Genomic DNA, 26,656 nt, shown 5'->3' with positions numbered 1-26,656 from the left:
GAGCATATTTAAAAATAGACCACTTCATAGGTATAGTTATCGGGGGTTATGGTAAATAGTAGGTAACTGCGGTGTTTCATGCAGTCGCTTCCGTAATAGATGATGCCGTCTTCAAAAAGATCGTCTGCGGTAGATCTATGGTCGTGCGCATTGATGCAGAATTGAAGTCCGGGATATTGGGTAATGTAACGTTGGAATACTTTAGATACATTATTGTTGAATACATCCGATCCCGGACGGCCATGCATGGCTACAACTGTCTTCTCAAATTCATCCTGCCGTTCTGTCCATTGTTTCTCGATAAAGTTAAAATCCGGAATGGGTTCGGAATAGTCAAATTCCAGTGCATTGGTATTCAAACAGACGAATTTTACATTTCCTGCAATGAAAGCGAAATTGGTCGGTCCGAATACTTTCATGTAAGTGTCTTTACCGGTTCCCAAGCAATCGTGATTACCCAACAGAACGACATAGGGTACTTTCAGACCGTTCATAATGTCTCGTTGCCACAAGAACTCATCAGTAAGGCCGAAGTCACTTACATCTCCTCCGTGAAGTACAAAATCGATATCTCCCATTTGATTGATGGAGTTTATGCACTTTTCCGTTTCATCATACCAACGTTGCGAATCTCCCATAGCAACGAACCGGATGGTAGTTTTGCCTTTACAGTTGACTTCTATTTTTTCAATGTTTTTGGCATTGATATCCGTTTCTCCTTTGATACGTACATCATAGGGATGGTAATCTATTATATCGCATCCGGAAAACAGGAACAGACAAGCCAGAAAGGCATTCATATTCTTTCTTTTCATAATCTACTTCGTTTATTTATTGAAAACTTTCGGCAAAGATATAGTTTTCAAACGTATGGGCAATGTTCTTTTTTTCCGATTCAGAGTTATGGAACAATATTGCAGAAGTATTGTCTAATAATTAGACGGGTGTTGTCTAATTATTAGACACTCTGCTAAAGTCTACGATTTTATATCTTTTTGAAAATGAGAAAATTCCTGTTTCTGGCATGTTTTCTGTTTTAAAGCAAGCAATGGAATATAAACAATTAATATGATTTCTTTAAGATTAACTGGCTTCATGTATAAGCCGGTGGAGGAGGGACGTTGTGAAACGTTTCTTCTCTATTTCTAAAAAAGAACAATTAACTTTGTAAGATATATATGAGACAATTTTATTATGTGATTCAAACGTTGCTCTTTGATTATTCTGTCGAGTGTGGTTATGAAGTATGGAATATTGCCAATCGAGCTCCTGTAAATAGTATAAAAAGTGAATAATAAAAACCTATAAATAAAAAAACAGTATGATACAAATTGAAAACATTAGTAAGGTGTTCCGTACTTCTGAAGTAGAAACGGTTGCATTGAATCATGTGAATCTGGATATAAAAGAGGGAGAGTTTGTTGCCATCATGGGGCCTTCGGGCTGTGGTAAGTCTACCTTATTAAATATTCTCGGATTGCTGGATAATCCCACCGAAGGTTCTTATAAACTGATGGGGGAAGAAGTGACCGGATTAAAAGAAAAAGAGCGTACCCGCGTACGCAAGGGTAAATTGGGTTTCGTATTCCAGAGCTTTAATTTGATCGATGAACTTAACGTGTACGAAAATGTAGAGTTACCACTGACTTATTTAGGCATCAAGGCCACCGAACGCCGCCGTATGGTAGAGGATATGCTGAAACGCATGAACATCAGCCATCGTGCCAAACATTTTCCGCAGCAACTTTCCGGTGGACAGCAGCAACGTGTAGCTATTGCCCGTGCGGTGGTTACCAATCCCAAGCTGATTTTGGCCGATGAGCCTACAGGTAATCTTGACTCGAAAAATGGTGCCGAAGTAATGAATCTGCTGACGGAGCTCAACAAAGAAGGTACGACTATCATCATGGTGACACACTCCCAACATGATGCTTCGTTTGCCCATCGCACGGTTCATCTTTTTGATGGTAGTGTCGTGGCAAGTGTAACCATTTAAATTGTAAGATATTATGAGACAAATTTATTATAGTATACGGACATTACTGCGTGAGCGCGGTTCCAATCTTATAAGAGTGATCTCACTTTCGTTGGGGCTGACCATCGGTATTCTACTCTTTTCACAGATCGTTTTTGAACTGAGTTATGAGAATTGTTACCCGGAGGCAGAACGGTTGGCAATGGTACGTGCCCAGATAACCAATCTTAGCACAGGGGAGATAATGGGCGATGATGGTACCAACTATGACTATACGGTCTTTGCACCGACGGCTAACGCGGTAGCCGAGAGTATGCCTGAGGAGGTGGAGTATGCAAGTTGTGTTCTTCCGGAAAGAGAGTATAATATTTATTATGAAGAGAAGTTGCTGTCGGATGTGGATTATATCTATGTGGATAGTTGTTTTTTTCAAGTTTTCGGTATCCCCTTGCTGAAAGGGAATCTGAAGGATTTGATTATTCCCGGAAGTGTTTTTGTTTCTGAGCGTTTTGCCCGTGAAACTTTTGCAGATGAAGATCCTGTCGGTAAAATACTCTCTGCCGACAAACAGAATACTTTTACGATTCGCGGTGTATACAAAGATGTACCGGAAAATACGATGCTGACCCACGATTTTGTGGTATCTATCTATAATAATAATGGAGGATATCAGGCAGGGAATGGTTGGAATGGGAATGATGTATTCTATACTTTTCTGCGTTTACGCCGTGAGTCGGATATGGATAAAGTAAATGATAACATCCAGCGTGTGATAGAAAAATACACCGAGACTACCATTGACGACTGGAAAATGGATTACAGTATTATTCCGCTTGTGAAGCGTCATTTAGATTCCCCTGATGTGCAAAAGCGTTTGGTCATTTATGGCTTTTTGGGCTTTGCCATCTTCTTTGTTGCCATCATGAACTATATGCTTATTTCTATTGCCACCTTAAGCCGGCGTGCAAAGAGTGTGGGTGTACATAAATGTAGCGGTGCCAGTTCAACGAATATCTTCAGTATGTTTTTGGCCGAGACGGGAATTCTTGTAATACTTTCCGTGTTATTAAGTTTTCTTCTGATTTTTAATGCCCGGGAAATGATCGAAGATTTACTTTCCGTACGTCTTTCTTCCCTTTTCACTTGGGGAACGCTATGGGTACCCTTACTGACTATCCTTGTTCTTTTCGTACTGGCAGGCGGGATTCCGGGACGTTTGTTCTCACGTATTCCCGTTACACAAGTGTTTCGCCGTTATACCGACGGGAAGAAGGGATGGAAACGTTCGTTGCTATTCGTACAGTTCACCGGGGTATCTTTTGTGCTTGGCCTGTTGCTGGTTACACTATTGCAGTACGGGCATCTGATGAATCGCGATATGGGAATCGATGTAACCGGGTTGACCGAAGCGGAGAGCTGGCTTCCGAAAGAAAGAGTAGAGCATATAAAGGATGAGTTGAGACGACAGCCGATGGTGGAAGGTGTAACCGTGGCTACTCATAGTGTACTTGGGCAGTATTGGACACGAGGATTGATGAGTAATGACGGTAAACGTCTTGCCACGCTTAATTTTAATTACTGCCACTACAATTATCCCGAAGTAATGGGTATCAAGATTATAGAGGGGACTCCTATGAAGAAAGGGGGAGATTTGCTGGTCAATGAAGAACTTGTACGCCTGATGAGATGGACAGATGGCGCTGTGGGAAAAAGAGTAAACAATGTAGCGGGAACGGTAGTCGGTGTATTCCGTGATATCCGTAACGAGAGTTTTTATGCCGCTCAGTCACCCATTATCCTGATAGGTACTGAGGAACAGGCTAACCATACATTTGATGTCCGTTTGAAAGAACCGTTTGATGAGAATTTAAAACGCTTGAATGAGTATATGGAGAAAACTTTTCCCGATGTATCCTTGCATTTCATGTCGGTAGATCATATGGTAAAAGACCTGTATAAAGATGTATACCGTTTCCGTAATTCTGTCTGGATAACTTCTTGTTTCATTCTGCTTATCGTGATTATGGGATTAATAGGTTATGTGAACGATGAAACTCAACGCAGAAGCAAGGAAATAGCCATTCGTAAAGTCAATGGGGCGGAAGCCTTTCATGTGTTGCGCTTGTTGACACGTGATATCTTATATGTTTCCGTTCTCTCCATTCTAATCGGTACGGCTGTTTCTTATTTTGCCGGACGAGCTTGGCTTGATCAGTTTGCCGAGCAAATAGAGTTGAATCCGTTACTTTTTATAGGTACAGCCTTGTTCATTCAATTATTGATTATCGTTTGTGTGGTGCTCAAAGCCTGGCATATTGCCAATGAGAATCCGGTGAACAGTATTAAAAATGAATAAGTGGTGATAAGTGATTAGTAGTGATAATTTTATGCGACAACTTTATTATACCATTCGGATTCTGTTGCGAGGACGCGGGAATAATATTATAAAATTGGTGTCCCTCACATTGGGATTGTTGATAGGGGTTCTGCTTTTTTCTCAGATTGCCTATGAGCTGAATTATGAGAATTTCTACAAGGAGCCGGACAACGTGGTGTTATTGCGTAACCGGTATATTAAAAACAATATACCCGATAATGGATATGACTATACTGTATTTTATCCTGCTGCTGCCGACCTTTGGGAAGCATTACCCGAACTTGTGGAAAGCGCAACTGCGGGCTTGAATTTCTTTCAACCGGAGCTTTACATTGGTGACAAAAAGTTAGAGGATGTAGCCATTATGTATGTCGATACCCTCTTTTTCCACACACTTGGCTTAGAAGTTCTAAAGGGGAATCCACGTGAGTTGGGACAGCCTGGATCTGCTTTTTTATCTGCGAGTAAGGCGCGTGAGCTTTTCGGTGACGAGGATCCCTTGGGGAAAACGTTTTCGATACTTAGAAATAAGGAGATTACGGTACGCGGAATTTATCAGGATATACCCGGAAATACCGTCTTTCCGCATAATATTGCCATCTCTATGCTCACATTGGAAGAACTTGGATTTGGGCGTGGCACTTGGGGGCGCAATGACATGTATTACATCTTTTTCCGTTTAAAACACCCGGGGGATGTGAAGGTTATGAACGGACAAATACAGAAAGCGGTGGAGAAGTATAAGAGTACGCGGCAGGGATCGGATACCACCGTCGAATACAACGTGATTCCCTTGCCGGACATCCATCTCAGTATGCCCGGAAGCATTCGCCTATTGGTGATATTGGGAACATTGGGGTTCTCTATATTCTTTGTTTCGATCATGAATTATGTGTTGGCGGCTGTTGCCTCTTTGGGCCACCGGGCAAAGGCGGTAGGTATCCACAAATGCTGTGGTGCTAATGATGCACGGGTGTTGGAGATGTTTTTATGGGAGACTGCCCTATTTGTCTTTACCTCTGCATTGCTATGCCTGCTTTTGATGTACAACTTCCGTGAAGGAATAGAAGACTTGCTGAGTGTTCGTTTGCCGGACCTGTTTGTATGGCAGAATCTTTGGGTACCCGGATTGACGGTATTGCTGCTTTTCTTTGTAGCGGGCGTTTTGCCGGGACGAATGTTTGCCCACATTCCTGTGACGCAAATCTTCCGCCGCTATGCCGATGCTAAACGTACATGGAAACGCGGATTACTGTTTGTGCAATTTGTGGGTGTATCGTTTATTTTTGGTATGTTGCTCACTACTATCTGGCAATATCATGACCTGACTACCCGCCATCTTGGCTTCGATACGGAAAGGTTGGTAACAGGAAAGTATAGAACCGAAGATTTGCAGGGAATAGAAGATGCAATCCGTCGGCAGCCGTATGTAGAATCGGTAGTACGTTCTTCCGAATCGCTATTGTCACATTATGGCACAACAAGGCTGCTGGATACGAAAGGAAATTTCATCTGCCCGCTGCATTTCCAAAGATATTCCAAAGGTTTCCCGCAGGCGGTGGGTATGAAATTGGTAGAGGGGAACTGGCCGTCGCATAAAGGAGAAGCTGTGATAGGCCGCAAGGTAGTGGAAATAATGAAATGGGAAGACAAAGCCTTAGGGCAGCGTTTACCCGTCGAACCGGGATGGGTGGGGCTCGACAGCCAGCCTACGGTGGTCGGTGTCATTGAGGATATACGTAATATGGGTTTCTTTTTAGGGCAAACCTGTACGGCTTTTATATATAATGACCAATATAATTTTGCTTATAACGTGCGCTTGAAGGAACCGATGGACGAGAATCTGATACGGCTGAATACTTTTATTAAAGAAACGTATCCGATGTCTACGTTGGAATTCACTTCTTATTCTACCATCCAAAGTATGAACTATAAAGATGTATACCGTTTCCGGAATGTCGTTTGGATTACTTCTTGTTGCATCCTTTTTATCGTTCTCATGGGGTTAATAGGTTATGTAAATAATGAAACGGTGCGCCGTAGTAAAGAAATTGCTATTCGTAAAGTGAATGGTGCCGCTGCATTTTCCATTTTGTATTTATTGACTATAGATATATTAAAAGTTGCCGTCGGTGCGGTTGTTATAGGTATCGCCTTTTCTTGGTACGTATCCGGGGTATGGTTGGAACAGTTTGCGGATAGTAAGTTACTTTCGCCTTTATGGTTCATAGCGTTAGGTATCGGTGTGCTGTTACTTATTATACTTTGTGTGGTGCTCAGAGCCTGGCATATTGCCAATGAGAATCCGGTGAACAGTATTAAAAATGAATAAGTAGTGATAAGTGATTAGCCGGAATGGTGATTAGTGATAAGTGATTAGTGCCATGCAGCATCACAGCGCGGCCGGCTAATCACTTATCACTACTCACTACTTTTTTTGAACCTTTTCTTCTTTTTGTTTGTTAATCTTCATATAAATTGTATTTTAGCGACAGTTATCAATTTCTACACGCTTTGATATATGAAGAATACACTTATGAATATCTGGAACTTCTATCTTGAAGGCTTTCGCAGTATGACTCTCGGTCGTACGCTATGGATTATTATTATAGTGAAACTATTTATTATGTTCTTCATACTCAAGATCTTCTTCTTCCCTAATTATTTGGGGCATCTTTCCACTGATAAAGAAAAGAGCGAATATGTAGGAGACGAACTCATCCGGCGGGCTATTCCTCCTTCGGATTGAACGGTTGTGTCATTTCTGTACCTTTCCTACTGATTTTTAACAACTAACTACAAAATAATATGATTGAAAGTATTGACACCTCATTGATTGATTGGTCGAGAGCCCAATTTGCAATGACCGCCATGTACCATTGGATTTTTGTTCCGCTCACTCTCGGATTGGCAGTAGTGATGGGTATTATGGAAACACTGTATTACAAAACAGGTAAGGAATTCTGGAAGCACACCGCTAAGTTCTGGATGAAACTTTTTGGTATAAACTTTGCCGTCGGAGTAGCTACCGGTTTGATACTCGAGTTTGAATTCGGAACCAACTGGAGCAATTATTCTTGGTTTGTAGGCGACATTTTCGGTGCCCCGCTTGCAATCGAAGGAATCCTTGCTTTCTTTATGGAAGCCACATTCATTGCTGTCATGTTCTTTGGATGGGAAAAGGTAAGCAAACGTTTTCATCTTGTTTCTACCTGGCTTACCGGGTTGGGAGCTACGATTTCTGCCTGGTGGATTCTTGTTGCCAATGCCTGGATGCAAAATCCGGTAGGCATGGAGTTCAATCCGGATAGTGTCCGCAATGAGATGGTAGATTTTTGGGCGGTGGCCTTTTCTCCGGTAGCGGTCAATAAGTTTTTTCATACGGTATTGAGCGGTTGGGTATTAGGAGCTATTTTCGTGGTAGGTGTCAGTTGTTGGTTTCTTTTGAAGAAGCGTGATACGAAATTTGCCATGTCGAGCATTAAGATCGGTGCAATCTTTGGATTGGTTGCTTCTTTACTTTCTTTATGGACAGGAGATGGTTCCGGTTATCAGATTGCACAGACGCAACCGATGAAACTGGCGGCTGTGGAAGGTTATTATGAAGGACAAGAGGGGGCAGGGCTGGTGGCTGTCGGTATGCTGAATCCCGAAAAGAAATCGTATGACGATGGAGTGGATCCTTTTCTTTTCCGTATCGAAGTTCCCAAATTGCTTTCCTTATTGGCAGAGCGGGAGATGAATGCTTTTGTGCCCGGTATCAACAATATCATAGAGGGAGGTTATGTGCAGAAAGACGGTACGATCGCCCTTTCTGCAACTGAAAAGATAGAACGGGGACGGACTGCCATTGCCGCACTGGACGCCTATAAAGCTGCCAAAACGGTGGGCAATGAAGCGGATGCAAAAGTTGCCTATTCCGTGTTGATGGAAAATGTACCGTATTTTGGTTATGGATATATTAAGGATGTACACGAATTGATACCCAATGTCCCTCTCAATTTTTATGCTTTCCGTGTGATGGTGATGTTGGGAGGATATTTCATCCTGTTTTTTATAGTTGTTCTTTTCTTTGTATACAAGAAGGATTTATCTAAAATGCGTTGGATGCAATATATTGCCCTTTGGACGATTCCGTTGGGGTATATCGCCGGACAGGCCGGTTGGGTTGTAGCTGAATGCGGACGCCAGCCTTGGGCTATTCGCGATATGTTGCCAACCTCGGCTGCGATCTCTAAATTGGATGTCGGGTCTGTGCAAGCTACTTTCTTTATCTTTGTGATACTTTTTACTGTCATGCTGATTGCCGAGATAGGGATTATGCTACGTGAGATAAAGAAAGGCCCGAAGGTTTCTGAAGACGATTCCAGCTACTAAGTTCTAACTATTAAATTCTAACTGCTAAAAGTATGAGTACATATATATTTCTTCAACATTATTGGTGGCTGATAGTTTCTCTGTTAGGAGCCATACTTGTGTTCCTGTTGTTTGTGCAGGGTGGTAATTCCTTGCTTTTCTGTTTGGGAAAGACAGAAAAACATCGTAAGATGATGGTTAACTCCACCGGTCGCAAGTGGGAGTTTACGTTTACTACACTGGTGACGTTCGGTGGCGCTTTCTTTGCTTCGTTTCCTCTGTTTTACAGTACGAGTTTCGGCGGTGCATATTGGCTTTGGATGATTATCCTATTCAGCTTTGTATTGCAGGCGGTCAGTTATGAGTTTCAGAGTAAGGCCGGTAATTTGTTGGGTAAAAAGACATATCAGGTGTTTTTGGTAATTAATGGAGTGGTAGGACCGTTATTGTTGGGTGGCGCCGTAGCTACTTTCTTTACCGGTTCCGATTTCTATATCAACAAGGCGAACATGGGGAATGCGATTATGCCTGTCATCAGCCAATGGGGTAATGGATGGCACGGGCTGGATGCATTGATTAATCCGTGGAATGTTATTCTTGGACTGGCTGTATTTTTCTTGGCACGTATTCTGGGTGCACTTTATTTTATCAATAATATTGCCGATGAGGAGCTGGTGGCAAAATGCCGTCGTTCTATATATGGAAATACAGCGCTTTTTCTTATCTTTTTCTTGGCATTCGTTATCCGCACATTGCTCGCTGACGGTTATGCGGTGAATCCGGACACGAAAGAGGTGTATATGGAGCCGTATAAGTATTTGACGAACTTTTTGGAGATGCCTGTTGTTTTAGGGATTTTTCTGTTAGGAGTAGTGTTGGTACTGTTCGGTATTTTGCGTACCCTTTTGAAGAAGGGTTTTGATAAAGGAATATGGTTTGCCGGGATCGGTACGATTCTTACCGTGCTTGCTTTACTGCTTACGGCCGGATATAATAACACTGCTTATTATCCATCGTTTACTGATATCCAGAGTTCGCTGACGTTGAGCAACAGTTGTTCCAGCCAGTTTACTCTCAAGACAATGGCGTATGTGTCTATTCTCGTGCCTTTTGTTATTGCTTATATATTTTATGCATGGCGTAGCATCGATAAAAAGAAGATCGATGCCGAAGAGATGGACGAAGGCGGCCACGCTTACTAAATAGGTAAGTTGATTATGAAAAGACGGATAAGTAACTTAGTACATTGCTTATCCGTCTTTTTCTGTTGTAATTTATCCTTTAGTAAAAGGTCTGTGTAAACATAAGGATGAAATACTTATTATTTTGCCACATTATTTACCGGTTTTCCTGCTATATAGGCTTTTAAGTTTTCTTGCATAATTCCCATCAACCGTTCACGGGCAGCAGTAGTAGCCCAGGCAATGTGCGGGGTGATGTAGCAATTACGTGCCGTAAGCAACGGATTATCCGCACGTGGTGGTTCAGTAGACAATACGTCTACTCCGGCAGCATAAATCTGGTTGTTATTAAGTGCATCGGCGAGATCTTGTTCATTGACCAACGGCCCGCGTCCTGTGTTAATAAGTATAGCGGTCGGTTTCATCAAAGCCAGTCTGCGGGCATTTACCAATTCCCGTGTCTGCTCCGTCAGTGGACAATGTAGGCTCACAATGTCGCATTCATGGAATATCTGGTCGAGTTCCATCTTTTTTATTTCCGGCGGCAGTTGCAAGCGCGACTTGGAAGTATAAGCCCATACTTTCATACCGAAGCCGATAGCGATGCGGGCGGTGTTATAGCCTGTCTGTCCCAAACCGATGAGGCCGATCTTTTTTCCAAGCAATTCGATGAGCGGAGTATCCCAAAAACAGAAGTCCGCATTATTCGTCCACCGGCCTTTGCGTACCTCCTCGGAATGATGCTGCACTTGCTGGGTGATATTCAGGATATGGGCGAATACCATTTGTCCCACGGAGGGGGTACTGTATGCCGGGATATTGGTAACGACAATTCCACGTTCGCGGGCTGCGTTGATGTCTATGATGTTATATCCGGTAGCCAGTACTCCGATATATTTCAAATCGGGTAGGGCTGCCATCTGTTCTGCGGTGATTACTACTTTGTTTGTAAGGATCGCTTCTGCACCGGCAGCACGTTCCAATACTTCTTCGGGAGCAGTGCGGTCGTAAATCGTGCATTCGCCCAACGTTTTCAGACCTTCCCAGGATAAATCACCGGGATTGGCGGCATAACCGTCTAATACTACAATTTTCATATTCGTTCGTTTAATGGTTATTATTCGAGTCGGTTTATATTTTATTCCGGACAGAATGGATCATTCTGAACCATTATTTTATCCATTTTTGTTGTGCGTCCGGTAGTTCGGTCCATTCCTTCTGTACATAGTTCCGGCTACTGTCCGTTACAATCAGTACGTGATCGTTTCCACTATTGTAACCGCTATGGTGCTGAAATTCATGTATGCCGTTGTCAAACGTTCCGATGTATTCCAATTTGCCGTCTTTGGCTGTATACCACCATGCGGATTTTCGGGTTCCACTGATTTTACGGAGGTCGATTTGCATCGGTCGTCCGGTATAATTGTATACCAGCAGATAGTCGTCTCCACGTGTAGCTATGGCACGATCGTAACGTTCTCCGTTTGTGCCGGCGATGATCGTTTGATCCGGTACACGTATAAAGAACGGAAAAGTAAGCATAAGGTTCTTCAAATATTTCATTTGATTGAAGCCGGGATCATTCATAGCCTCCTGCCAAGGCTTCTTTGCGCCGTATGCGCCGGTTACCCCCGGCTTAAGAAACTGCATGATGGAATTATTACCGTAAGTATGCCCGAAAGAGCCGGCGAAAACCGACCAATAAGCGTAACGCCGTACGTCATGATCTTTCCATCTCAACTCGTTTTCGTCATGCAGGCCATGAGGGATTTCTTCGTAGATCGGTTCTCCGTCGATGACGGGCTTCAGAGGAGTTGTTGCGAGACAACGTTCTGCATAGCGCCAGTTGTCTTCTTCCGTATTTTCTTCAATGGGATACTCTTTATCTCCCAAATGCTGTCCGTAACGGCGATGTCCGCTCTGAAACATATTGAAGTCCATCCAGGAAGTATTAGCGAACCATTCTGCAGAAGTCATTCTGCCTCGCGGATGAAACGTCATAAGGTGTTTCTTATCGATTGATTTCAGCGTAGTGGCCAAAGCCTCCCATTCCTCTCTTTTTACATCGCCACGGATATCTCCTCCAATAATCCAGATGATATTCGGTTCGTCCTTGTACCGTTCAGATAGGAATTTTCCGTAAGCCTGTGCCTCTTTTACCGACATCTTTCCGGCTTTAACAGGCCCTCCCCAGATGCATACCATACCGATATAAATTCCTTTTCGGGCAGCCGTGCGGATTATGTAGTCCATGTGATCCCAATATCCGTAAACGCCCTCTCGGTTGATGTTCGCAAAATTAAAACCGTCGGGTAGGGAATATTGCCCGTAGATGTTCATGGACGGAACATCATTCATGGTTTGTACTTGTACCACGTTATATCCGCGACGTTGGCATTGATCCAGATAGTATTCAACTTCATCGCGGTTCAATCGTTCGGGGAGTAGCCAGCCGGTATCGCCCAGCCAGAAGAAAGGGGTACCGTTCCGATGTTTCAGGTATCGTCCTTCTTCAGAAACCAAAAGTTCTCCATTGCTCCAGGGAATGTAGTTTTTTTGTTTCTTGTTTTGTGTAAAGGCAGATGATGTTATGCTCAGAAACGATAGGAGCAGGGCAAACAGCCGGACAATTCTCATGGTGTTTTTAGTATTTTTTTTCAGTGCGGGATATTTTTTATTTATTCTCTTTGTATCGGTCACCCCACAACTGTTGCATCCGTTCGGCATGTTTCTGTTCTGCCGGATTATGTTGCGGTTGCCAGATACGTTTGTTTTTCAGTTCATCGGGCAAGAATTGCTGTTTCACGAAATTGCCTTCGTAGCTATGCGCATACTTGTATTCTTGTCCGTATCCTAATTGCTTCATCAGTTTGGTCGGTGCATTGCGCAGATGCAGGGGGACGGGCAGGCTACCGGTTTCGCGTACCAGCGCAAGAGCGTCGTTGATAGCACTGTAAGCCGAATTACTTTTAGGACTTGTAGCCAGGTAGATAGTGGTCTCCGCCAAAGGAATCCTTCCTTCCGGCCAACCTATTTTCATCAGTGTGTCAAAGCAGGCATTGGCAAGAAGCAGGGCATTCGGATTGGCAAGCCCGATGTCCTCTGCAGCCGAGATAACCAGACGGCGTGCTATGAAAGCAGGATCTTCACCGCCTTCCACCATGCGGGCCAGCCAGTAGATGGCACCATCGGGATCACTTCCACGAATGGATTTGATGAATGCGGAGATGATATCATAATGCATTTCCCCGTCTTTATCGTAGGCGAGCGGGTTTTGCTGCAATCGTTCGGTCACCATGTCATCGGTAATGACTACGGTCTCTTCTGCTTCCGATTCGACTACCAGCTCAAGTATATTCAGCAGTTTGCGTGCGTCACCTCCGGAAAAACGAAGCATGGCATTCGTCTCCCGCAATTCGATCTGGCGTTCTTTCAACACCGCATCCGTAGCAATGGCACGTTGTAGCAATTCCAACAAATCGTCTTTTTCAAGAGATTTCAAGACGTAAAGCTGACAGCGCGAAAGGAGAGGACGGATTACCTCAAACGACGGATTCTCGGTAGTAGCTCCTATCAGTGTCACCGTACCGTTCTCCACTGCTCCCAACAGCGAATCTTGTTGTGACTTACTAAAGCGATGGATCTCATCGATAAAAAGTATCGGGCTTGCTTGCGAAAAGAAACGATTACTTTTCGCACGGTCGATTACTTCGCGCACATCCTTTACTCCGGAAGTCACCGCACTCAATGTATAGAAAGGAGTCTCTAACTTATTGGCTATAATTTGAGCCAACGTTGTTTTCCCTACTCCGGGAGGTCCCCAAAGAATAAAAGAAGAGATCCTTCCCGCGTCGATCATCTTCCGCAGGATAGCACCAGGGCCTACCAGATGTTTCTGGCCTATATATTCATCTAATGTCTTCGGTCGAAGCCGTTCTGCTAATGGTTGCACGTTTTTTTAGTTGAAAGTTGAGAGTTGAAAGTTGAAAGTTACTATGCAGCGTGGCAGCGTAGATAACCATCAATCGATTAAAACTCTTATTTAGTTAAAACTCTTATTTATCCGGTTGAAAGTCCTTTCCTTAGTTGAAAGTTGAGAGTTGAAAATTGAAAGTTACTATGCAGCGTGGCAACGTAGATAACCATTAACCGGTTAAAACTCTCATTTAGTTGAAAACTAATGTCAGCACTTACTCAGTCACCCGGTCTGCAATTAACTCACTTAGTCTGCAATTACTCACCCAGTCTGCAATGATTAATACTATCACGCTGCATAGCAATTTTCAACTTTCAACTCTCAACTTTCAACTAAGAAAAAGGCTCTGCCTGTTTTAAAACGTCATCATCACCATAAATCGTATTCCCCATTTGTTAATGTCGGGGTTATTACGATAAGTCAGACGATGTACATATTCTACATGCAGTAGTTTGAAAATATTATAAATTCCTACACTCGCCTCCATATAAGGGATTTTCGGGTCCATCACGTGGCTTGTATATTGTCCGTCGCGCATCGGGAAGAGGAATAATTCGGGATTATCACTCTTGAAAGGGTTGTTCTTATCCGTCAGCGTTCCCCAAAGGGCGCGGAAACGAACCATTTCTCTCCATTTAAGTTTTTTCAGCAACGGTATGCGGTTGAACAGTTTTCCGTTCATGTCATATGATAGGGAAAGGGAGGCGAAACGGTCATTCAAAAACTCCATATTATTGATCAGACAAAACGTCTCACGCTGAGTGATGTACGACAAGTTGGCTTCCGGCAATATCAGTAACGGGAAAGGCACGGTATTCCACTCGGCACCTCCCTTAAGGCTGACATCTACCTTTCCCCAAGAAGAGGGCAACCAGAATCGTTTCCAGATACTGGCTTCCGTACGGTTAAAGTTATACTCTCCTCCAAGTACTCCCTTGAAGCCGGAAGTGTGCGTCAGCGTGAAGACCGGAGCATCCAGTGATACCGGAATACGGCGTTGCTTGGAGTTGACAAACGCTTCACCCGGAGCATAACGCAAAGTGGCGCTTACTTCGGTGGTGGTGATATCGTGAATAGGCTGCTCATCGGGCAGTGGCATTTTATTGGCACTGCTGTTATTGGCATAGTATTTCAGATTTCCTGTCGGTTCGTCATTACGGTGGCGGAGCATTCCTTTTACACCGAAACCTGTCTGAGTTTCCAGTTCGTAGTTGACGGTTATGTCACGCATGTATGACATCTGGTCTACGGTAGTTGTTTTGAAAGAGAGGAATACATTATCTTTATCCGTAAACAGGAATTTATCCATTGGCGACATCACATCGTAACTATAAGTGGCGGAAATGTAGTGCTTGGGGAATTCCCATACTACATAGTCGCGCTTATTGAAAGAATAAGTCAGCGTTCCACTGTATTTCCAACGGTGGTCTTTGAAACCATAGGCGCCATATCCGTTTACGAACCAATGCGGATTGAGATGGGCAGTCGTCATACCACTGAGTCGCAGGCGGAGTCCGTCTACATAGTTATTCGATATGGTAGTATTAATGGGACCGAAGTCGAACTTACTCGGCTTTTTGGGACCGGTAGTTTCTACGAAGTTCTCAATCACAGCTTTGGCACCGAAGATGATATATTTGAATCCCGGAATCTGTTCAATCCGGTTCATGAATACATCCATGGTACTTTCGGTCTTGCTCAACGGTACTTGGCGGACTTCAGCCCAGTACTCGTCACTCTTAGATAGCATATCTGCCTCCTTTATAACCGATCCTTTCAGGCGGAACATACGCGGCTCAATGGGGTCGAATTTATAGTTGCTGTATTTCGTCACCCGTTGTACCTGTATCCCCCCCGTCGATTTTACCAATGCAAGGTCTACCAGCATATCGTCGTCCATCAATACCCAGTTCCCGTTGGGTAATTGCTCGTATTGCTGTACGATGTTCAGTTGGTTTACAAAGTTCACACCTGTCTTTTTAGGTAAGTTCATTATGCATTTCTTTACGGCATAGGTAGAATCTTTCAGTACGTACAGGTGTCCTGTGAAACCGAAGTCCTGTGAATTTTGCGGCACAAAAGTCAGATGTACACACGTATCTTTGTCCACCGTCAAAGTGTCCATCAGGTAATATTTGTAGAAGTTGATTCCTTCTTTGGCAATGGGGCTGGTAAAACGTCTTTGCAGCAGACGGATTTCGTCATCATAGATGTTCACATTGGTAAAAACATCCTGTAATACCGTTCCGAGCATGTCACCTGTAGAAAAGAATTCATTGATACCATTGGAATTCATTCCTTTGATAATTGTCTTTTTGCTTTCCGGATCTTTGCGGAATACCGTTTGTGATGCAGTCTCCTGTATCGAGATAGGAAGAATAAGACTGTTAGTGGCTTCGGATACTTCGATCTGATCCAGAAGGAATGAATATTTCTTATAGATTCCTTTCTCCATTTTTTCGGGAGTGATGTCATTGAGAGACATCTTCATCTTCTCGTATTGGTCATACTGGTAATATTCGTTCTCATCCAGCCTTTGCGCCTTTTTGTGCTCGATGACTTTCCGCATAAAGTCCACGGCCGGGTTATTCTTTTTCGAATATTTCTCTTTCTTGGGTTTTACAACCACTTCCGTCAACATCACATCGTCCGGAGCCATCTGTACATTCAATACTTTTTGTCCCGGAGTGATTTTTATTACTTTCGTGCGGTAACCGACAGATGAGAATGTGACTTCGTTCCATCCTTTTCGTGTTTCAATCTGATACTCGCCGTTGGCGTTGGATACTCCGCCCACGCCTTTTCCTTCGTAATAAACCGAAATATACATTAAAGGCTCGTGCGTAATCGAGTCGGTGATAACTCCTTTTAACTGCGCAAAAGAGGATGCGGCAGAAAATACGAGCAAGAATAGTAAAATGTGCTTCTTATATCGTTGTTTCATCATATACTTCAACATGAGTCGGCAAAGTTAGTAAATAACTCTCGAATAGTTTGTTCTTAATAACCTTTTTTGTATTACTTTTGTCTCCTATAATTATGATTGATAATGATTTCTATACTGATACCTACTTACAATGCTGTTTGTTTGTCTCTGATCGAAAAGATGTACAAACAAGCAATCGCTTTGCGAATACCTTTTGAAATTCTGTTGGCAGATGACGCGTCATGCGAAAACATTCGTCAGCAAAATCGCAAAATGACAGAGTGGCAAGGATGTCGCTATCTGCAACAGGAAGAGAATCAAGGGCCTGCACGTATTCGTAATTATCTGGCTTCGGAAGCCCGATATCCTTATCTGTTGTTTCTGGATTCGGACGTTATGCCCGTATCGGATTCGTTTTTGGAGGAATATCTGCAAGTGGCGCGTACCGGCCGGGTGGTTTGTGGCGGATTCATTTATCCGCGTAAGAGTATTCCTGCCAATGCCATATTGCGTTATAAATACGGAATGGCTGTTGAAGAACAATCTGCCGGGCAGAGAAACAAGGAACCTTACAATCGATTTATCAGTATGAATTTTATGATATGCCGGGATGCTTTTCTGAAAGTCCGTTTTGATGAGACGTTTCATCTGGGATACGAGGATACTCTGTTTGGCATGCAACTGGAGCAGGCCGGAGTAGAGATTCTACACATCGACAATCCGGTCTATCATCTGGTGGAAGAGAATAGTGAGCAATTTCTGATGAAAATCCGCCGGGCGGTCCGTAATTTGGACGGACATATCGAACAGATGCATTCGCATGTCAAGCTATTGCGGTGGTATGCTTGTGTAAAACGTTTAGGAATGGCTCCTTTGGTTGCTTTTCTGTTCCGGCAGATTGAAAAAAGACTGGTAAGCAATCTTACCAGCCGAAAACCTTCGTTGAAGCTTTTTGCTTTTTATAAATTAGGTTATTTGTGTAATTTCTTATCTCAAAAGAAACCTGATTAATGATGTGAACGCAAGAATCAGGACAACAAAATCTGTACAATTCTGTCGGCTGTCCGTCCGTCCCAGCGTTCGGGCAGTTCGCCGTGTTTCCATTCGTCCCGCATCAATACATCCATTGCTTTGCCCAGTGCCGCCGGGTCTTCTCCAACCAGTTCATTGGTTCCGATGCGCCAGGTTTCCGGGTGTTCGGAGTAGTTGTTAAGTGTAATGCAGGGGATTCCTAAAAAGGTGGATTCTTCGGCCACATTACCCGAATCCGTAATAATACCTTTGGCTTTATTCATCAGATATCCAAAAGAAAGATAACTTTGCGGTGGCATGATGTGCAGGTTCGGAGCCGAAATGCTGAGCCCTTTGATAGCATCACGTACGTAGGTATGGACAGGAGCGACAACCGGCATACCGGCCGCCTTTTCCAAGATCGTTTCCATGAGCCGGCGCAGATTCTCTTTATTGTTCAGAAGTACACGTCTGTTGAGGGTGAGCAGTATATAGTCTCCTTCCTCTACTCCCAATACGGAAAGCCAAAGCGGGCGGATAAAATGATTCCGGTTGTAACGGATGTTATCGATAAGGATATTTCCCACGTAATATACATTTTCCTTTTCCGTTCCCGTCTGATTCAGGTTACGGTTGGCTACCATACCGGCTGTAAAGAGATAATCCGATAATCCATCCGTTATCATCCGGTTTACTTCTTTAGGCATATTCATGTCGAACGAACGGGTACCGGCAACAAGGTGCGCTACCTTGATACCTTGTTTCTTGGCAACGATGGCGCAACTCATTGTCGCTGTGAGATCGTCTACCACAAGAACGATATGGGCCGGATTCTCGGTCAGCTCTTTGTCGAATGCAACCATTATGCCGGAAGCCAGTTGAGTGGCATTGCTGTCGGTCACTCCCAAAAATACATCGGGTTCTTTCATATGAAGATCGGCAAACAAGGAAGCATCCAAGCTGGTATCCTCACGCTTTCCTGTATATACCAACCGGTAGGAGATACTTCTGCCTTGCGCCCGTGCAGCATCAATGGCACGCGTGATAGGCGCTATTTTCATAAAGTTAGGGCGTGCCCCGGCAACAATAGTTATTTTCATATCGTTCTTTTATCTATATTATATCGTTCTTCCGTCTATTTTCAAGAAACAAATGTACGCTTTCTTGCGGAATTATTTGTTCCTTTGTAGACAAAAAACTTTAGATATGCCGACATTTGTTCAGATTCTTGATTTTATAGGTACGTTTGCTTTTGCAATCAGTGGTATCCGTTTAGCTTCTGCCAAGCGTTTTGATTGGTTTGGAGCATATGTGGTGGGGTTGGCCACTGCCATTGGAGGTGGTACGATCCGTGATGTATTGCTGGACGTCACTCCGGGGTGGATGACGGATCCTGTCTATCTTATTTGTACCGGAATGGCTTTGTTGTGGGTTATTTTTTTCGGTAAACACTTAATTCATCTGCACAATACTTTTTTTATATTTGACAGTGTAGGGCTTGCCTTATTTACCGTGGTCGGTGTAGGAAAAAGTATAGCGTTGGGATATCCTTTTTGGGTAGCTATTATCATGGGCAGTATCACCGGTGCCGCCGGTGGAGTAATTCGTGATGTGTTTATCAATGAAATTCCCTTGATATTCCGCAAGGAAATTTATGCAATGGCTTGTGTGGTGGGGGGCATTGTCTACTGGTTGTGTCATCTTTTAGGAATAGATACGGTGATCACACAAATTATAAGCGGATGCAGTGTGTTCATAACCCGTATTCTGGCTGTGAAATATCAAATTTGCCTTCCGATATTGAAAGGAGAGGAGGAATAATGTGCCAATGAAATAATGTGCCAATATGCCAATGATATAATATGCCAATGTGATCAATGTACCAATTTATCAATATACTAATAGAAAATAGCGCAGCCAATTGGCACATTGGCACATTGACATATTGGCACATTATTTACTCCATTTCCCCCGAAAAGCTTATAGATTCTCTGTTTTGCATATTGACATTGATACTTGCCGAACCGTTGGAATAGATAGTAAGATTGAACGTGAACTTATCTTCCGGGCTACGAGCTGTAAATTTAACTTTTGCTGTTCCTTTTTTATTCATTTCCATCTCGTATTCATCGAGTGGTGCCTGAAATATCAATCCTTCTCCTCCACCATAAGGAATTGAATAAGCTCGTCCGTAAAAAGGTAAATAGGAAATAACGGAGTCATTCCTTATTTCCACAGAATAAGGGGAGGATAAATGAACGGTTCTCCCTCGACGGGGGTAGGCTGTGTTTACACTGATCTTATACTTCTCGGCTATGATCTGCTCTTTGATAGCTTGCTCTCTCTGTTCTTTTATCTCTCTCTTGTTTTGAGCATAAATGTCGGATAGGCCGGCCATCATCATGAACATTAAGATGATAATAATACGTTGATTCGTTTTCATATCGCTACTCTTTTTTATTACTAACAGTCCAAAGATACTAAAATACAGATTAACTGCACTTTATTTAATGAAATTAAACAGAAGTATAACATAGCGAAGAGGAGGGGAGCTAATATAAAAATCCCCGTTTGCACACCATACAAACGGGGATCAATTATAACCGATATCAGGTAAAACTACCGGATTTTAGAATAAAGCATCTTTAGAATTGAACAGTTTCTTTTCTGATAATTTTATTACTTTACCGAATTTCTTCAGTTCGTCTACATTGATATCCTTAGGGTTACCCATGATACCGATAGCTATCGGTTTGTCTTTGATATTTTCTTTATAATATTTCATTATATCATCAAAAGTCAAAGCATCGATTTTTGGTACATTTTCAATGGCAGGGTCTTGTGTATAACCTACTCTCTTGTATTGTTCGAAGTATTGAGCTTTATCACGGAAGTCGGGATGTGTTGTCAATGCTTCCTGACGCAGATAGCTCTTAATGTTATCCATACGATCCGGGTTTTCCGGCATGTTGCGCAACAGATCCATGTAGAGGGCTAATGCTTCATTGGCTTTATCATTTTGCGTTCCTATCTGCCCGATAAAGGTAGTCGGATATCCCGGAAGAGCAGGAGTGGTAACTACTCCGTATGCCGAATAAACCATTGAGCGTTTTTCACGGAGTTCGCTTAAAACCAATCCGTTAAAGTCACCGGAGAAATATTGATAGAATGCATCACGTAGTACATCATCTTTCTTATCATAATTTGCCGTTGGCATAAAGAAATAAATCTGAGCTTGTTCTGCATCCGAGTTTGGTAAGAAATATACAGTGTTTTCAGTAACCGGGGCAATCGGTTTCACTTGTGGTGAATCTGTCGGTTTCTCATTAGCTACCAATGGAAGATTTTTACTCAGGATTTCGTATACATTATCGAAAGGCAATGTACCCGTATAATAGATTTCCGCTTCATAATTTGAGGCACGGTTAATGTCACCGGTCAATTCAGAGATCTGTAATTCCAGAATTTGTTTGTCTGTCAGTTCATCTATAAAAGGAGATTTTTCTCCGTAGCGGATATATTGATTCAATGCAGCACCTAACGTCTGAACATTTTCTTTACGCTGTTGGCGTGATCCTAATATGCTACCTTTAATACGGCTTAATTGTTTTTCGTCCAGCTTCGGCATTAAAATCTGGCGGGCAAGCAGTTGACAGGCTTCCGGAAGGTTGTTTTCGTATCCACGCATAGATATGTACAGATAATCATCACCCGCAAATACATCACAACTGACATTCAGTTTACTAAGTTCCTTTTTCAAATCTTGAGGTTCATACATTCCCATGATTCCTGCGTTGTTCATCAGATTGGCGGCAATGCCGACTTTCGGGAAAACACGTTCGCCTGCACCATATTTTAAAGTCAGACTGAATACTTCATTTTCCGGGTTGGATGTGTAAAACAGTTTGGAACGGTCGTTGATTTGTTTCGTCTGAACTTCACTGAAATCCATAAACTTTTCTTCCACCTGTCCGATCGGTAAACTCTTGAATTGCTGTGCATAAAGAGATTGTTTTCCAACAGGAGGTTCGATTGGTTTGTATCCCGGTTTCTTTATTTTAGCATCTTTACTCAAGTTGCCTTTTTCTATATAAAGAGCCAGATAGTCATTGTTTAAATATTGCTTAGCCACACGCTTGATATCGTCGATATTGATTGCCATGATCTCATCTTTGTAGTTGAGAACCTGTCCCAGATCTTCTTCGTTAATGAAAGCTTGCAAGAGGATAAGCCCTTTATTCTCATTGGATTCCATGACGCGGTCGAACTCACGACACATATTGCTTTTAATGGCATCGATAATCCAGTCTTCCACTTCACCGTTGGCAATTTGCTGAATGGCTTTCAGTGCTTTTTTCTCTGCACTCTTGTTGGATTCAAAGCGTCTTTGGTTTTCGTCATACAACGGGGTTACCGAAATCTTGCAACGGCCCTGTTCGCGGTTCGCATCCAAGGATGCATATCCGTTTGTGATTTCACCATCGATAGATAATTTATCGAGCGCACCTGTTGCACTGCTATTGCTTAATAGTGAAAGAGCTATTTCCAAAGGCTTTTCATCCGGATGACCTGCCGGTACTCCTTTGTATACTAAACATACGGATGGGTAACGGCCCACTTTGGCAGTATATTGTGTACGGCCTTTGATATCCAGGTCGGGATAGGTTTTACGCTCGGGAGTCGCTCTTTGAGGAAGACGGCCAAAGGTAGAAGCTATTCGTCCACTGATCTGGTTGGCATTGATGTTACCTACCAGAATCAGCACCATATTCTCTGCCGTATACCAATCATTATAGAATTTGATTAATTGGCTCAAGCGGGGATTTTTCAAATGTTCGGGTAAACCGAGCACTGAACGTGCATAAGGATGCCCCTCATAGGCTTTGCTTTGGATAAAATCGTATTGTACGCGTCCCGGATTGTCTTGTCCGCGATTGTATTCTTCGTATACAGTCTCCAATTCGGATTGGAAAGTACGGAATACCGGATTAAGGAAACGCTGTGATGAAATCTCCAGCCATTTATTGATCTGGAATGTAGGGAATGAATTATGGTAGAAAGTTAAATCCATACCGGTTGCAGCATTCAGATTTTTACCTCCCATGCTTTCCATCAAGTTGGAGAATTCATTGGATACGCTTACTTTTCCTGCTTCGATAGTCAGTTCATTGATTTCCTTACCGATGGCCTCTTTTTTTACCGGATCGGTTTCGTTCGCCATTTCATCGTATTTAGCGATGATTTTCTTATAAATAGGTTCTTCGGCACTCCAGTCCAATGTACCGATTTTATCGGTGCCTTTGAACATTACATGCTCCAGATAGTGAGCAAGTCCGGTGTATTCGGCCGGATCATTTACTGCTCCCGTACGTACTCCTACCAATCCGAAGACATCAGACTTGGTATTGTCTTCCCATATATATACAGAAAGACCGTTTTTTAGCTTGAATGCTTTCAGTCCTTGTCCGAATGACGGAACGGAAACTGCTATCGCAACTAAAAGGATGAGAGATTTAAGTAGTTTCATAAAATAATTAAATAAAGTGTTTTTATGTATATGTAGGCAAAGCTATAAAAAAATCACAATAACCTCTACGAAAAGTTCGGAAAAATAGTATTTTGTTTGAAAATATAAGTTTGAAAGTGATGTGTAATGCGAATTTGTAGTCGGATATTGGGTTCAAATCTGATAAACAGTCAGCCTCTCCCCAGCCCTCTCCGTGGGAGAGGGAGAATGGATACTGTTGTTTATTAGTTAGTTACAAAACTAACTTAGCAACTGTTGATTCACATGTATGATAAAGAAATATTCTACGTCAAAAAAGGATCAAGCCTAAGTTGAATGAATTATCACGGCTTTTTTGTAATTTTGCACTCTTCAAGAATGGTGATGTATATGAAATCAAAGGTTATTATATTTCTGTTGCTTTTTATAGGCAGTATTTCATTTATTGCAGGTTCATACAGCCTTTATAGACTGTATGATAAATCAAACAGAATGGAGCATACCGTAGGAGTTGTAACGGATTTGAAAACGGAGAGAATATATCGTAACCGAAAAGTAAGATACAAGCATACTGCCCGCATCGAATATAAAACAAAACGTTACAGCAGTCATGTAAGGATGCAATTGTACAATCCTTTTATATTCCAGGGAAGTGAAATTTCATTATGGTATTATCCTGACCGTACAGAGGAGGTTGTAATACCTTTTGAAGAGGGGTTTATATGGGGGAGTATGTGGATATTTGGTACATTTTGTCTTTTTTTAGGCATAGTAATTACAAAAGCTCAAAGAAATAAAAATTAAGAAAGGAATATTGAAAGTAGTCCTTATGCTACTATGTTTGGCAGGAGTAACTTTTATAGCATAAGCATACATCATATTCTTATAAATTCTGAATATTAGTTATATCGGAATTTAAAACTGTTCCAATACCTCAATCCTTTTTTGAATAGGAGGGTGGGTTGCAAATAATCCGCTAAGTCCGTTGAATCCACTTTTAGCTTGTTTACCGGGATGCTCGATGAAGAGCTGTGCCACATCTTCCCGTTTCACAGCCTCTATATCCGGGTCTGTAGATATTTTACGTAAGGCGCTGGCAAGAGCAAGCGGGTTCTTTGTCATTTCCGCAGCACCGGCATCGGCCATATATTCACGTTTACGGGAAATGGCAAAGCGCATAAGGCTCGAGAAGAAATAACCGATGGCGGCAACGATGAGGGCTATCAGGATTAATACAATGGCTCCATTCCCTTTACTATTGCTACTGCGTGCCCGTGAACTGTAATAAATAGATCGTATAGCTATCTGCGCCAACATCGAAAAGATACCTACGAATACGATGGAGACGATCAACAGCCGGACATCCCGGTTACGGATATGTGTCAGTTCATGTGCTATGACACCTTCCAGTTCCTGATCGTCCAGTTTATCAATAATCCCGCGAGAGAGAGTTACGGTATAAGTCCGTTCATTGATACCGCTGGCATAGGCGTTCAGTGAAGAGTCATTGATAACGTTTATCTTGGGCATTTTCATTCCCTGCGACATGCAGAGGTTTTCTACCAGATTATAGACTCGTTTGTTGTCTTTACGCTCCAAGGTTTGGGCACCCGTAGCCGCTTTTATAATACTGGTATTGGCAAAATAGGCGATAAGAAACCAAATTGTCACACCACCTATTATATAAGGTATGGATTGGAGAAATATTCCGTTGATCATATCCATCCGGTCGTAGTCTGCATATTGTTCCTGAGTGAGCATTACCAATAAATAACAGAACAGATAAGAGAGTACTCCTACCAGACAAGGGAAGAGAAACAACAGAAACAGAGAACGTGCATTGTTTCTGCTCTGCTGTGTTTGAATTCCGACGTATTGCATAGTTTATCTGTTTTCCGTGAGGAATTAGAAGTTGATTTTGGGAGCTTGTTCCAGGTTGGCACGCTGTTCTGTTCCTAAATCGAACATGATTTCTTTATGGAAACCGAACATTCCGGCAATCAGATTGGAAGGAAATGTCTGGACTGCATTATTCAACTCTTTCGTTGCCGAGTTGAAATAACGGCGAACGGCAGCCAACTTATTTTCTATATCCGAGATTTCTTCTTGCAATTGAAGAAAATTCTGATTGGCTTTCAAGTCCGGATATGCTTCGAGCGTAATTTTTAAACCGGCAAGGGCTGAGGTCAGTTGATTTTCGGCATTGATCTTATCGTCGATTGTACGAGCGTTGATAGCACCGTTGCGTGCTTGAATCACCCGGTCGAGTGTCTCCTTTTCATGAGAGGCATATCCTTTAACCGTATCTACTAATTGTGGGATGAGGTCATGTCGTTGTTTAAGCTGTACGTCTATATCTGCAAATGCATTTTCACGGTTGTTTCTTAACTTCACCAGTGAGTTATACATAGAGGCGATCATGATTCCAAGTACAACGATGATTCCTAAAATGATCAATAAAGTCATAATTTTGTGTATTTATTAGAGTTATTAATATTCCAAAGGTAGAAGAAAGTAACTATTCCTGCAATAAAACAGCTGATAATTTTCGTAAATAGCACCTGAGAACTATCAAAAAGCACCCAAAAACTGTTTTTTGATAGTTTTTACCCCAAAGAAAGACGGATTTCCCCCTATTGAAGTCTGAAAATACCTTTAAACTTGCAACATCGAGAAAAAAACGAAATATTAACCGTAAAAACCATTAGATATGAAAAGTTTAAGTTTCAGAAAGGATTTGATTGGAGTTCAAGAAGAGTTACTACGTTTTGCTTATAAACTGACTGCTAACCGTGAGGAAGCGAATGATTTGTTGCAGGAAACATCACTAAAAGCCTTGGATAACGAGGAAAAATATATCCCGGATACAAATTTTAAGGGATGGATGTATACCATCATGCGTAATATCTTTATTAATAATTACCGTAAGGTTGTACGTGACCAGACTTTTGTAGACCAGACAGATAATCTTTACCATTTGAATCTGCCGCAGGATTCCGGTTTTGAAAGTACCGAAGGCGCCTATGACCTTAAAGAGATGCATCGTGTAGTAAATGCTCTTCCCAAAGAATATAAAATTCCTTTTTCAATGCATGTTTCCGGATTTAAATACCGTGAAATAGCTGAGAAACTTGGCTTGCCTCTCGGAACTGTAAAGAGCCGTATATTTTTCACACGCCAACGGTTACAGCAAGAACTGAAAGATTTTGTATAATCAATAGGTATAATTAGATATAGTTTTAAACTGAAAGACAAACGGTCGTGTAATTATCAAATTAATGTTTTAAATGGAACGGCTATTGCTTAATTGTAAGGAGTGAGAAGGAAATTCCCCTTTTTGCTCCTTTG

At 42.4% G+C, this 26,656-nt stretch carries 20 protein-coding genes; 10 read left to right on the top strand and 10 right to left on the bottom strand.

What is annotated here, in order from left to right; all coding sequences use genetic code 11:
- Nucleotides 1–8: 8 nt before the first annotated feature.
- Nucleotides 9–815 (bottom strand): metallophosphoesterase family protein, encoded by an 807-nt coding sequence (locus HMPREF1532_RS17145; RefSeq protein ID WP_005932335.1) that lies wholly within the window; start codon nucleotides 813–815, stop codon nucleotides 9–11.
- Nucleotides 816–1,321: 506 nt separating this feature from the next.
- On the opposite strand from HMPREF1532_RS17145, the gene HMPREF1532_RS17140 reads away from it, so the two are divergent.
- From HMPREF1532_RS17140 to cydB, 6 genes are all read left to right on the top strand, one after another.
- Nucleotides 1,322–1,996 carry an ABC transporter ATP-binding protein gene (locus tag HMPREF1532_RS17140; protein WP_005932330.1) on the top strand — a complete coding sequence of 225 codons (675 nt, stop codon included), beginning with the start codon at nucleotides 1,322–1,324 and terminating at the stop codon, nucleotides 1,994–1,996.
- Between the two features lie 13 nt (nucleotides 1,997–2,009).
- A complete protein-coding gene (locus HMPREF1532_RS17135) occupies nucleotides 2,010–4,331 on the top strand; it encodes an ABC transporter permease (RefSeq protein ID WP_005932327.1) in 2,322 nt (773 codons plus the stop codon).
- A gap of 31 nt (nucleotides 4,332–4,362) precedes the next feature.
- Nucleotides 4,363–6,684, top strand: coding sequence for an ABC transporter permease (locus HMPREF1532_RS17130; protein ID WP_005932325.1), 2,322 nt, complete (start codon nucleotides 4,363–4,365; stop codon nucleotides 6,682–6,684).
- 189 nt (nucleotides 6,685–6,873) lie between these two features.
- Nucleotides 6,874–7,101 (top strand): DUF4492 domain-containing protein, encoded by a 228-nt coding sequence (locus tag HMPREF1532_RS17125; protein WP_005932323.1) that lies wholly within the window; start codon nucleotides 6,874–6,876, stop codon nucleotides 7,099–7,101.
- A gap of 59 nt (nucleotides 7,102–7,160) precedes the next feature.
- Nucleotides 7,161–8,729, top strand: a complete 1,569-nt coding sequence (locus tag HMPREF1532_RS17120; RefSeq protein ID WP_005932321.1) for a cytochrome ubiquinol oxidase subunit I — start codon at nucleotides 7,161–7,163, stop codon at nucleotides 8,727–8,729.
- Nucleotides 8,730–8,761: 32 nt separating this feature from the next.
- On the top strand, nucleotides 8,762–9,910 hold the full coding sequence (cydB, locus tag HMPREF1532_RS17115) for a cytochrome d ubiquinol oxidase subunit II (protein ID WP_005932319.1): 1,149 nt from the start codon (nucleotides 8,762–8,764) through the stop codon (nucleotides 9,908–9,910).
- Nucleotides 9,911–10,029: 119 nt separating this feature from the next.
- Here the strand turns inward: cydB and HMPREF1532_RS17110 are convergent, their stop codons facing one another.
- The 4 genes from HMPREF1532_RS17110 to HMPREF1532_RS17095 all read right to left on the bottom strand — a co-directional run bounded on the left by HMPREF1532_RS17110 (nucleotide 10,030) and on the right by HMPREF1532_RS17095 (nucleotide 16,809).
- Entirely contained in the window at nucleotides 10,030–10,986 is a 957-nt protein-coding gene (locus tag HMPREF1532_RS17110; protein ID WP_005932318.1) for a D-2-hydroxyacid dehydrogenase, read from the bottom strand.
- Between the two features lie 73 nt (nucleotides 10,987–11,059).
- Nucleotides 11,060–12,526: a glycoside hydrolase family 140 protein gene (locus tag HMPREF1532_RS17105; RefSeq protein WP_005932316.1), complete on the bottom strand. Its 1,467-nt coding sequence runs from the start codon at nucleotides 12,524–12,526 to the stop codon at nucleotides 11,060–11,062.
- 37 nt (nucleotides 12,527–12,563) lie between these two features.
- A complete protein-coding gene (locus HMPREF1532_RS17100) occupies nucleotides 12,564–13,841 on the bottom strand; it encodes a replication-associated recombination protein A (protein WP_005932314.1) in 1,278 nt (425 codons plus the stop codon).
- 379 nt (nucleotides 13,842–14,220) lie between these two features.
- Nucleotides 14,221–16,809 (bottom strand): DUF5686 and carboxypeptidase-like regulatory domain-containing protein, encoded by a 2,589-nt coding sequence (locus HMPREF1532_RS17095; RefSeq protein WP_044097557.1) that lies wholly within the window; start codon nucleotides 16,807–16,809, stop codon nucleotides 14,221–14,223.
- Between the two features lie 105 nt (nucleotides 16,810–16,914).
- Here HMPREF1532_RS17095 and HMPREF1532_RS17090 point away from each other — a divergent pair, with 105 nt between their 5' ends.
- On the top strand, nucleotides 16,915–17,802 hold the full coding sequence (locus HMPREF1532_RS17090) for a glycosyltransferase family 2 protein (protein WP_005932311.1): 888 nt from the start codon (nucleotides 16,915–16,917) through the stop codon (nucleotides 17,800–17,802).
- A 17-nt stretch (nucleotides 17,803–17,819) separates the two neighbouring features.
- Here HMPREF1532_RS17090 and wecB read toward each other — a convergent pair whose 3' ends face one another.
- The gene (gene wecB / locus HMPREF1532_RS17085; RefSeq protein ID WP_005932309.1) at nucleotides 17,820–18,902 is read right to left on the bottom strand and encodes a non-hydrolyzing UDP-N-acetylglucosamine 2-epimerase; all 1,083 of its coding nucleotides are present in this window, start codon (nucleotides 18,900–18,902) and stop codon (nucleotides 17,820–17,822) included.
- A gap of 106 nt (nucleotides 18,903–19,008) precedes the next feature.
- Between wecB and HMPREF1532_RS17080 the strand changes: the two genes are divergently transcribed.
- Entirely contained in the window at nucleotides 19,009–19,623 is a 615-nt protein-coding gene (locus HMPREF1532_RS17080) for a trimeric intracellular cation channel family protein (protein WP_005932306.1), read from the top strand.
- Between the two features lie 136 nt (nucleotides 19,624–19,759).
- Here HMPREF1532_RS17080 and HMPREF1532_RS17075 read toward each other — a convergent pair whose 3' ends face one another.
- The gene (locus HMPREF1532_RS17075; protein ID WP_005932302.1) at nucleotides 19,760–20,245 is read right to left on the bottom strand and encodes a DUF4251 domain-containing protein; all 486 of its coding nucleotides are present in this window, start codon (nucleotides 20,243–20,245) and stop codon (nucleotides 19,760–19,762) included.
- 186 nt (nucleotides 20,246–20,431) lie between these two features.
- On the bottom strand, nucleotides 20,432–23,329 hold the full coding sequence (locus tag HMPREF1532_RS17070) for a M16 family metallopeptidase (RefSeq protein WP_005932300.1): 2,898 nt from the start codon (nucleotides 23,327–23,329) through the stop codon (nucleotides 20,432–20,434).
- Nucleotides 23,330–23,698: 369 nt separating this feature from the next.
- Between HMPREF1532_RS17070 and HMPREF1532_RS17065 the strand changes: the two genes are divergently transcribed.
- Nucleotides 23,699–24,112 (top strand): DUF3592 domain-containing protein, encoded by a 414-nt coding sequence (locus tag HMPREF1532_RS17065; protein ID WP_165353988.1) that lies wholly within the window; start codon nucleotides 23,699–23,701, stop codon nucleotides 24,110–24,112.
- Between the two features lie 111 nt (nucleotides 24,113–24,223).
- On the opposite strand, the gene HMPREF1532_RS17060 is transcribed toward HMPREF1532_RS17065, so the two are convergent.
- Nucleotides 24,224–25,189, bottom strand: coding sequence for a M48 family metallopeptidase (locus HMPREF1532_RS17060; protein WP_005932292.1), 966 nt, complete (start codon nucleotides 25,187–25,189; stop codon nucleotides 24,224–24,226).
- Between the two features lie 24 nt (nucleotides 25,190–25,213).
- Nucleotides 25,214–25,774 carry a LemA family protein gene (locus HMPREF1532_RS17055; protein ID WP_005932288.1) on the bottom strand — a complete coding sequence of 187 codons (561 nt, stop codon included), beginning with the start codon at nucleotides 25,772–25,774 and terminating at the stop codon, nucleotides 25,214–25,216.
- Nucleotides 25,775–26,018: 244 nt separating this feature from the next.
- Between HMPREF1532_RS17055 and HMPREF1532_RS17050 the strand changes: the two genes are divergently transcribed.
- The gene (locus HMPREF1532_RS17050; RefSeq protein ID WP_005932285.1) at nucleotides 26,019–26,522 is read left to right on the top strand and encodes an RNA polymerase sigma factor; all 504 of its coding nucleotides are present in this window, start codon (nucleotides 26,019–26,021) and stop codon (nucleotides 26,520–26,522) included.
- Nucleotides 26,523–26,656 lie beyond the last annotated feature (134 nt).

This window comes from Bacteroides salyersiae WAL 10018 = DSM 18765 = JCM 12988, assembly GCF_000381365.1.
GTDB classification, from domain to species: domain Bacteria; phylum Bacteroidota; class Bacteroidia; order Bacteroidales; family Bacteroidaceae; genus Bacteroides; species Bacteroides salyersiae.
The sequence above is the reverse complement of the archived record's forward strand: the minus strand, read 5'-3'. Positions and strand labels throughout refer to the sequence as shown.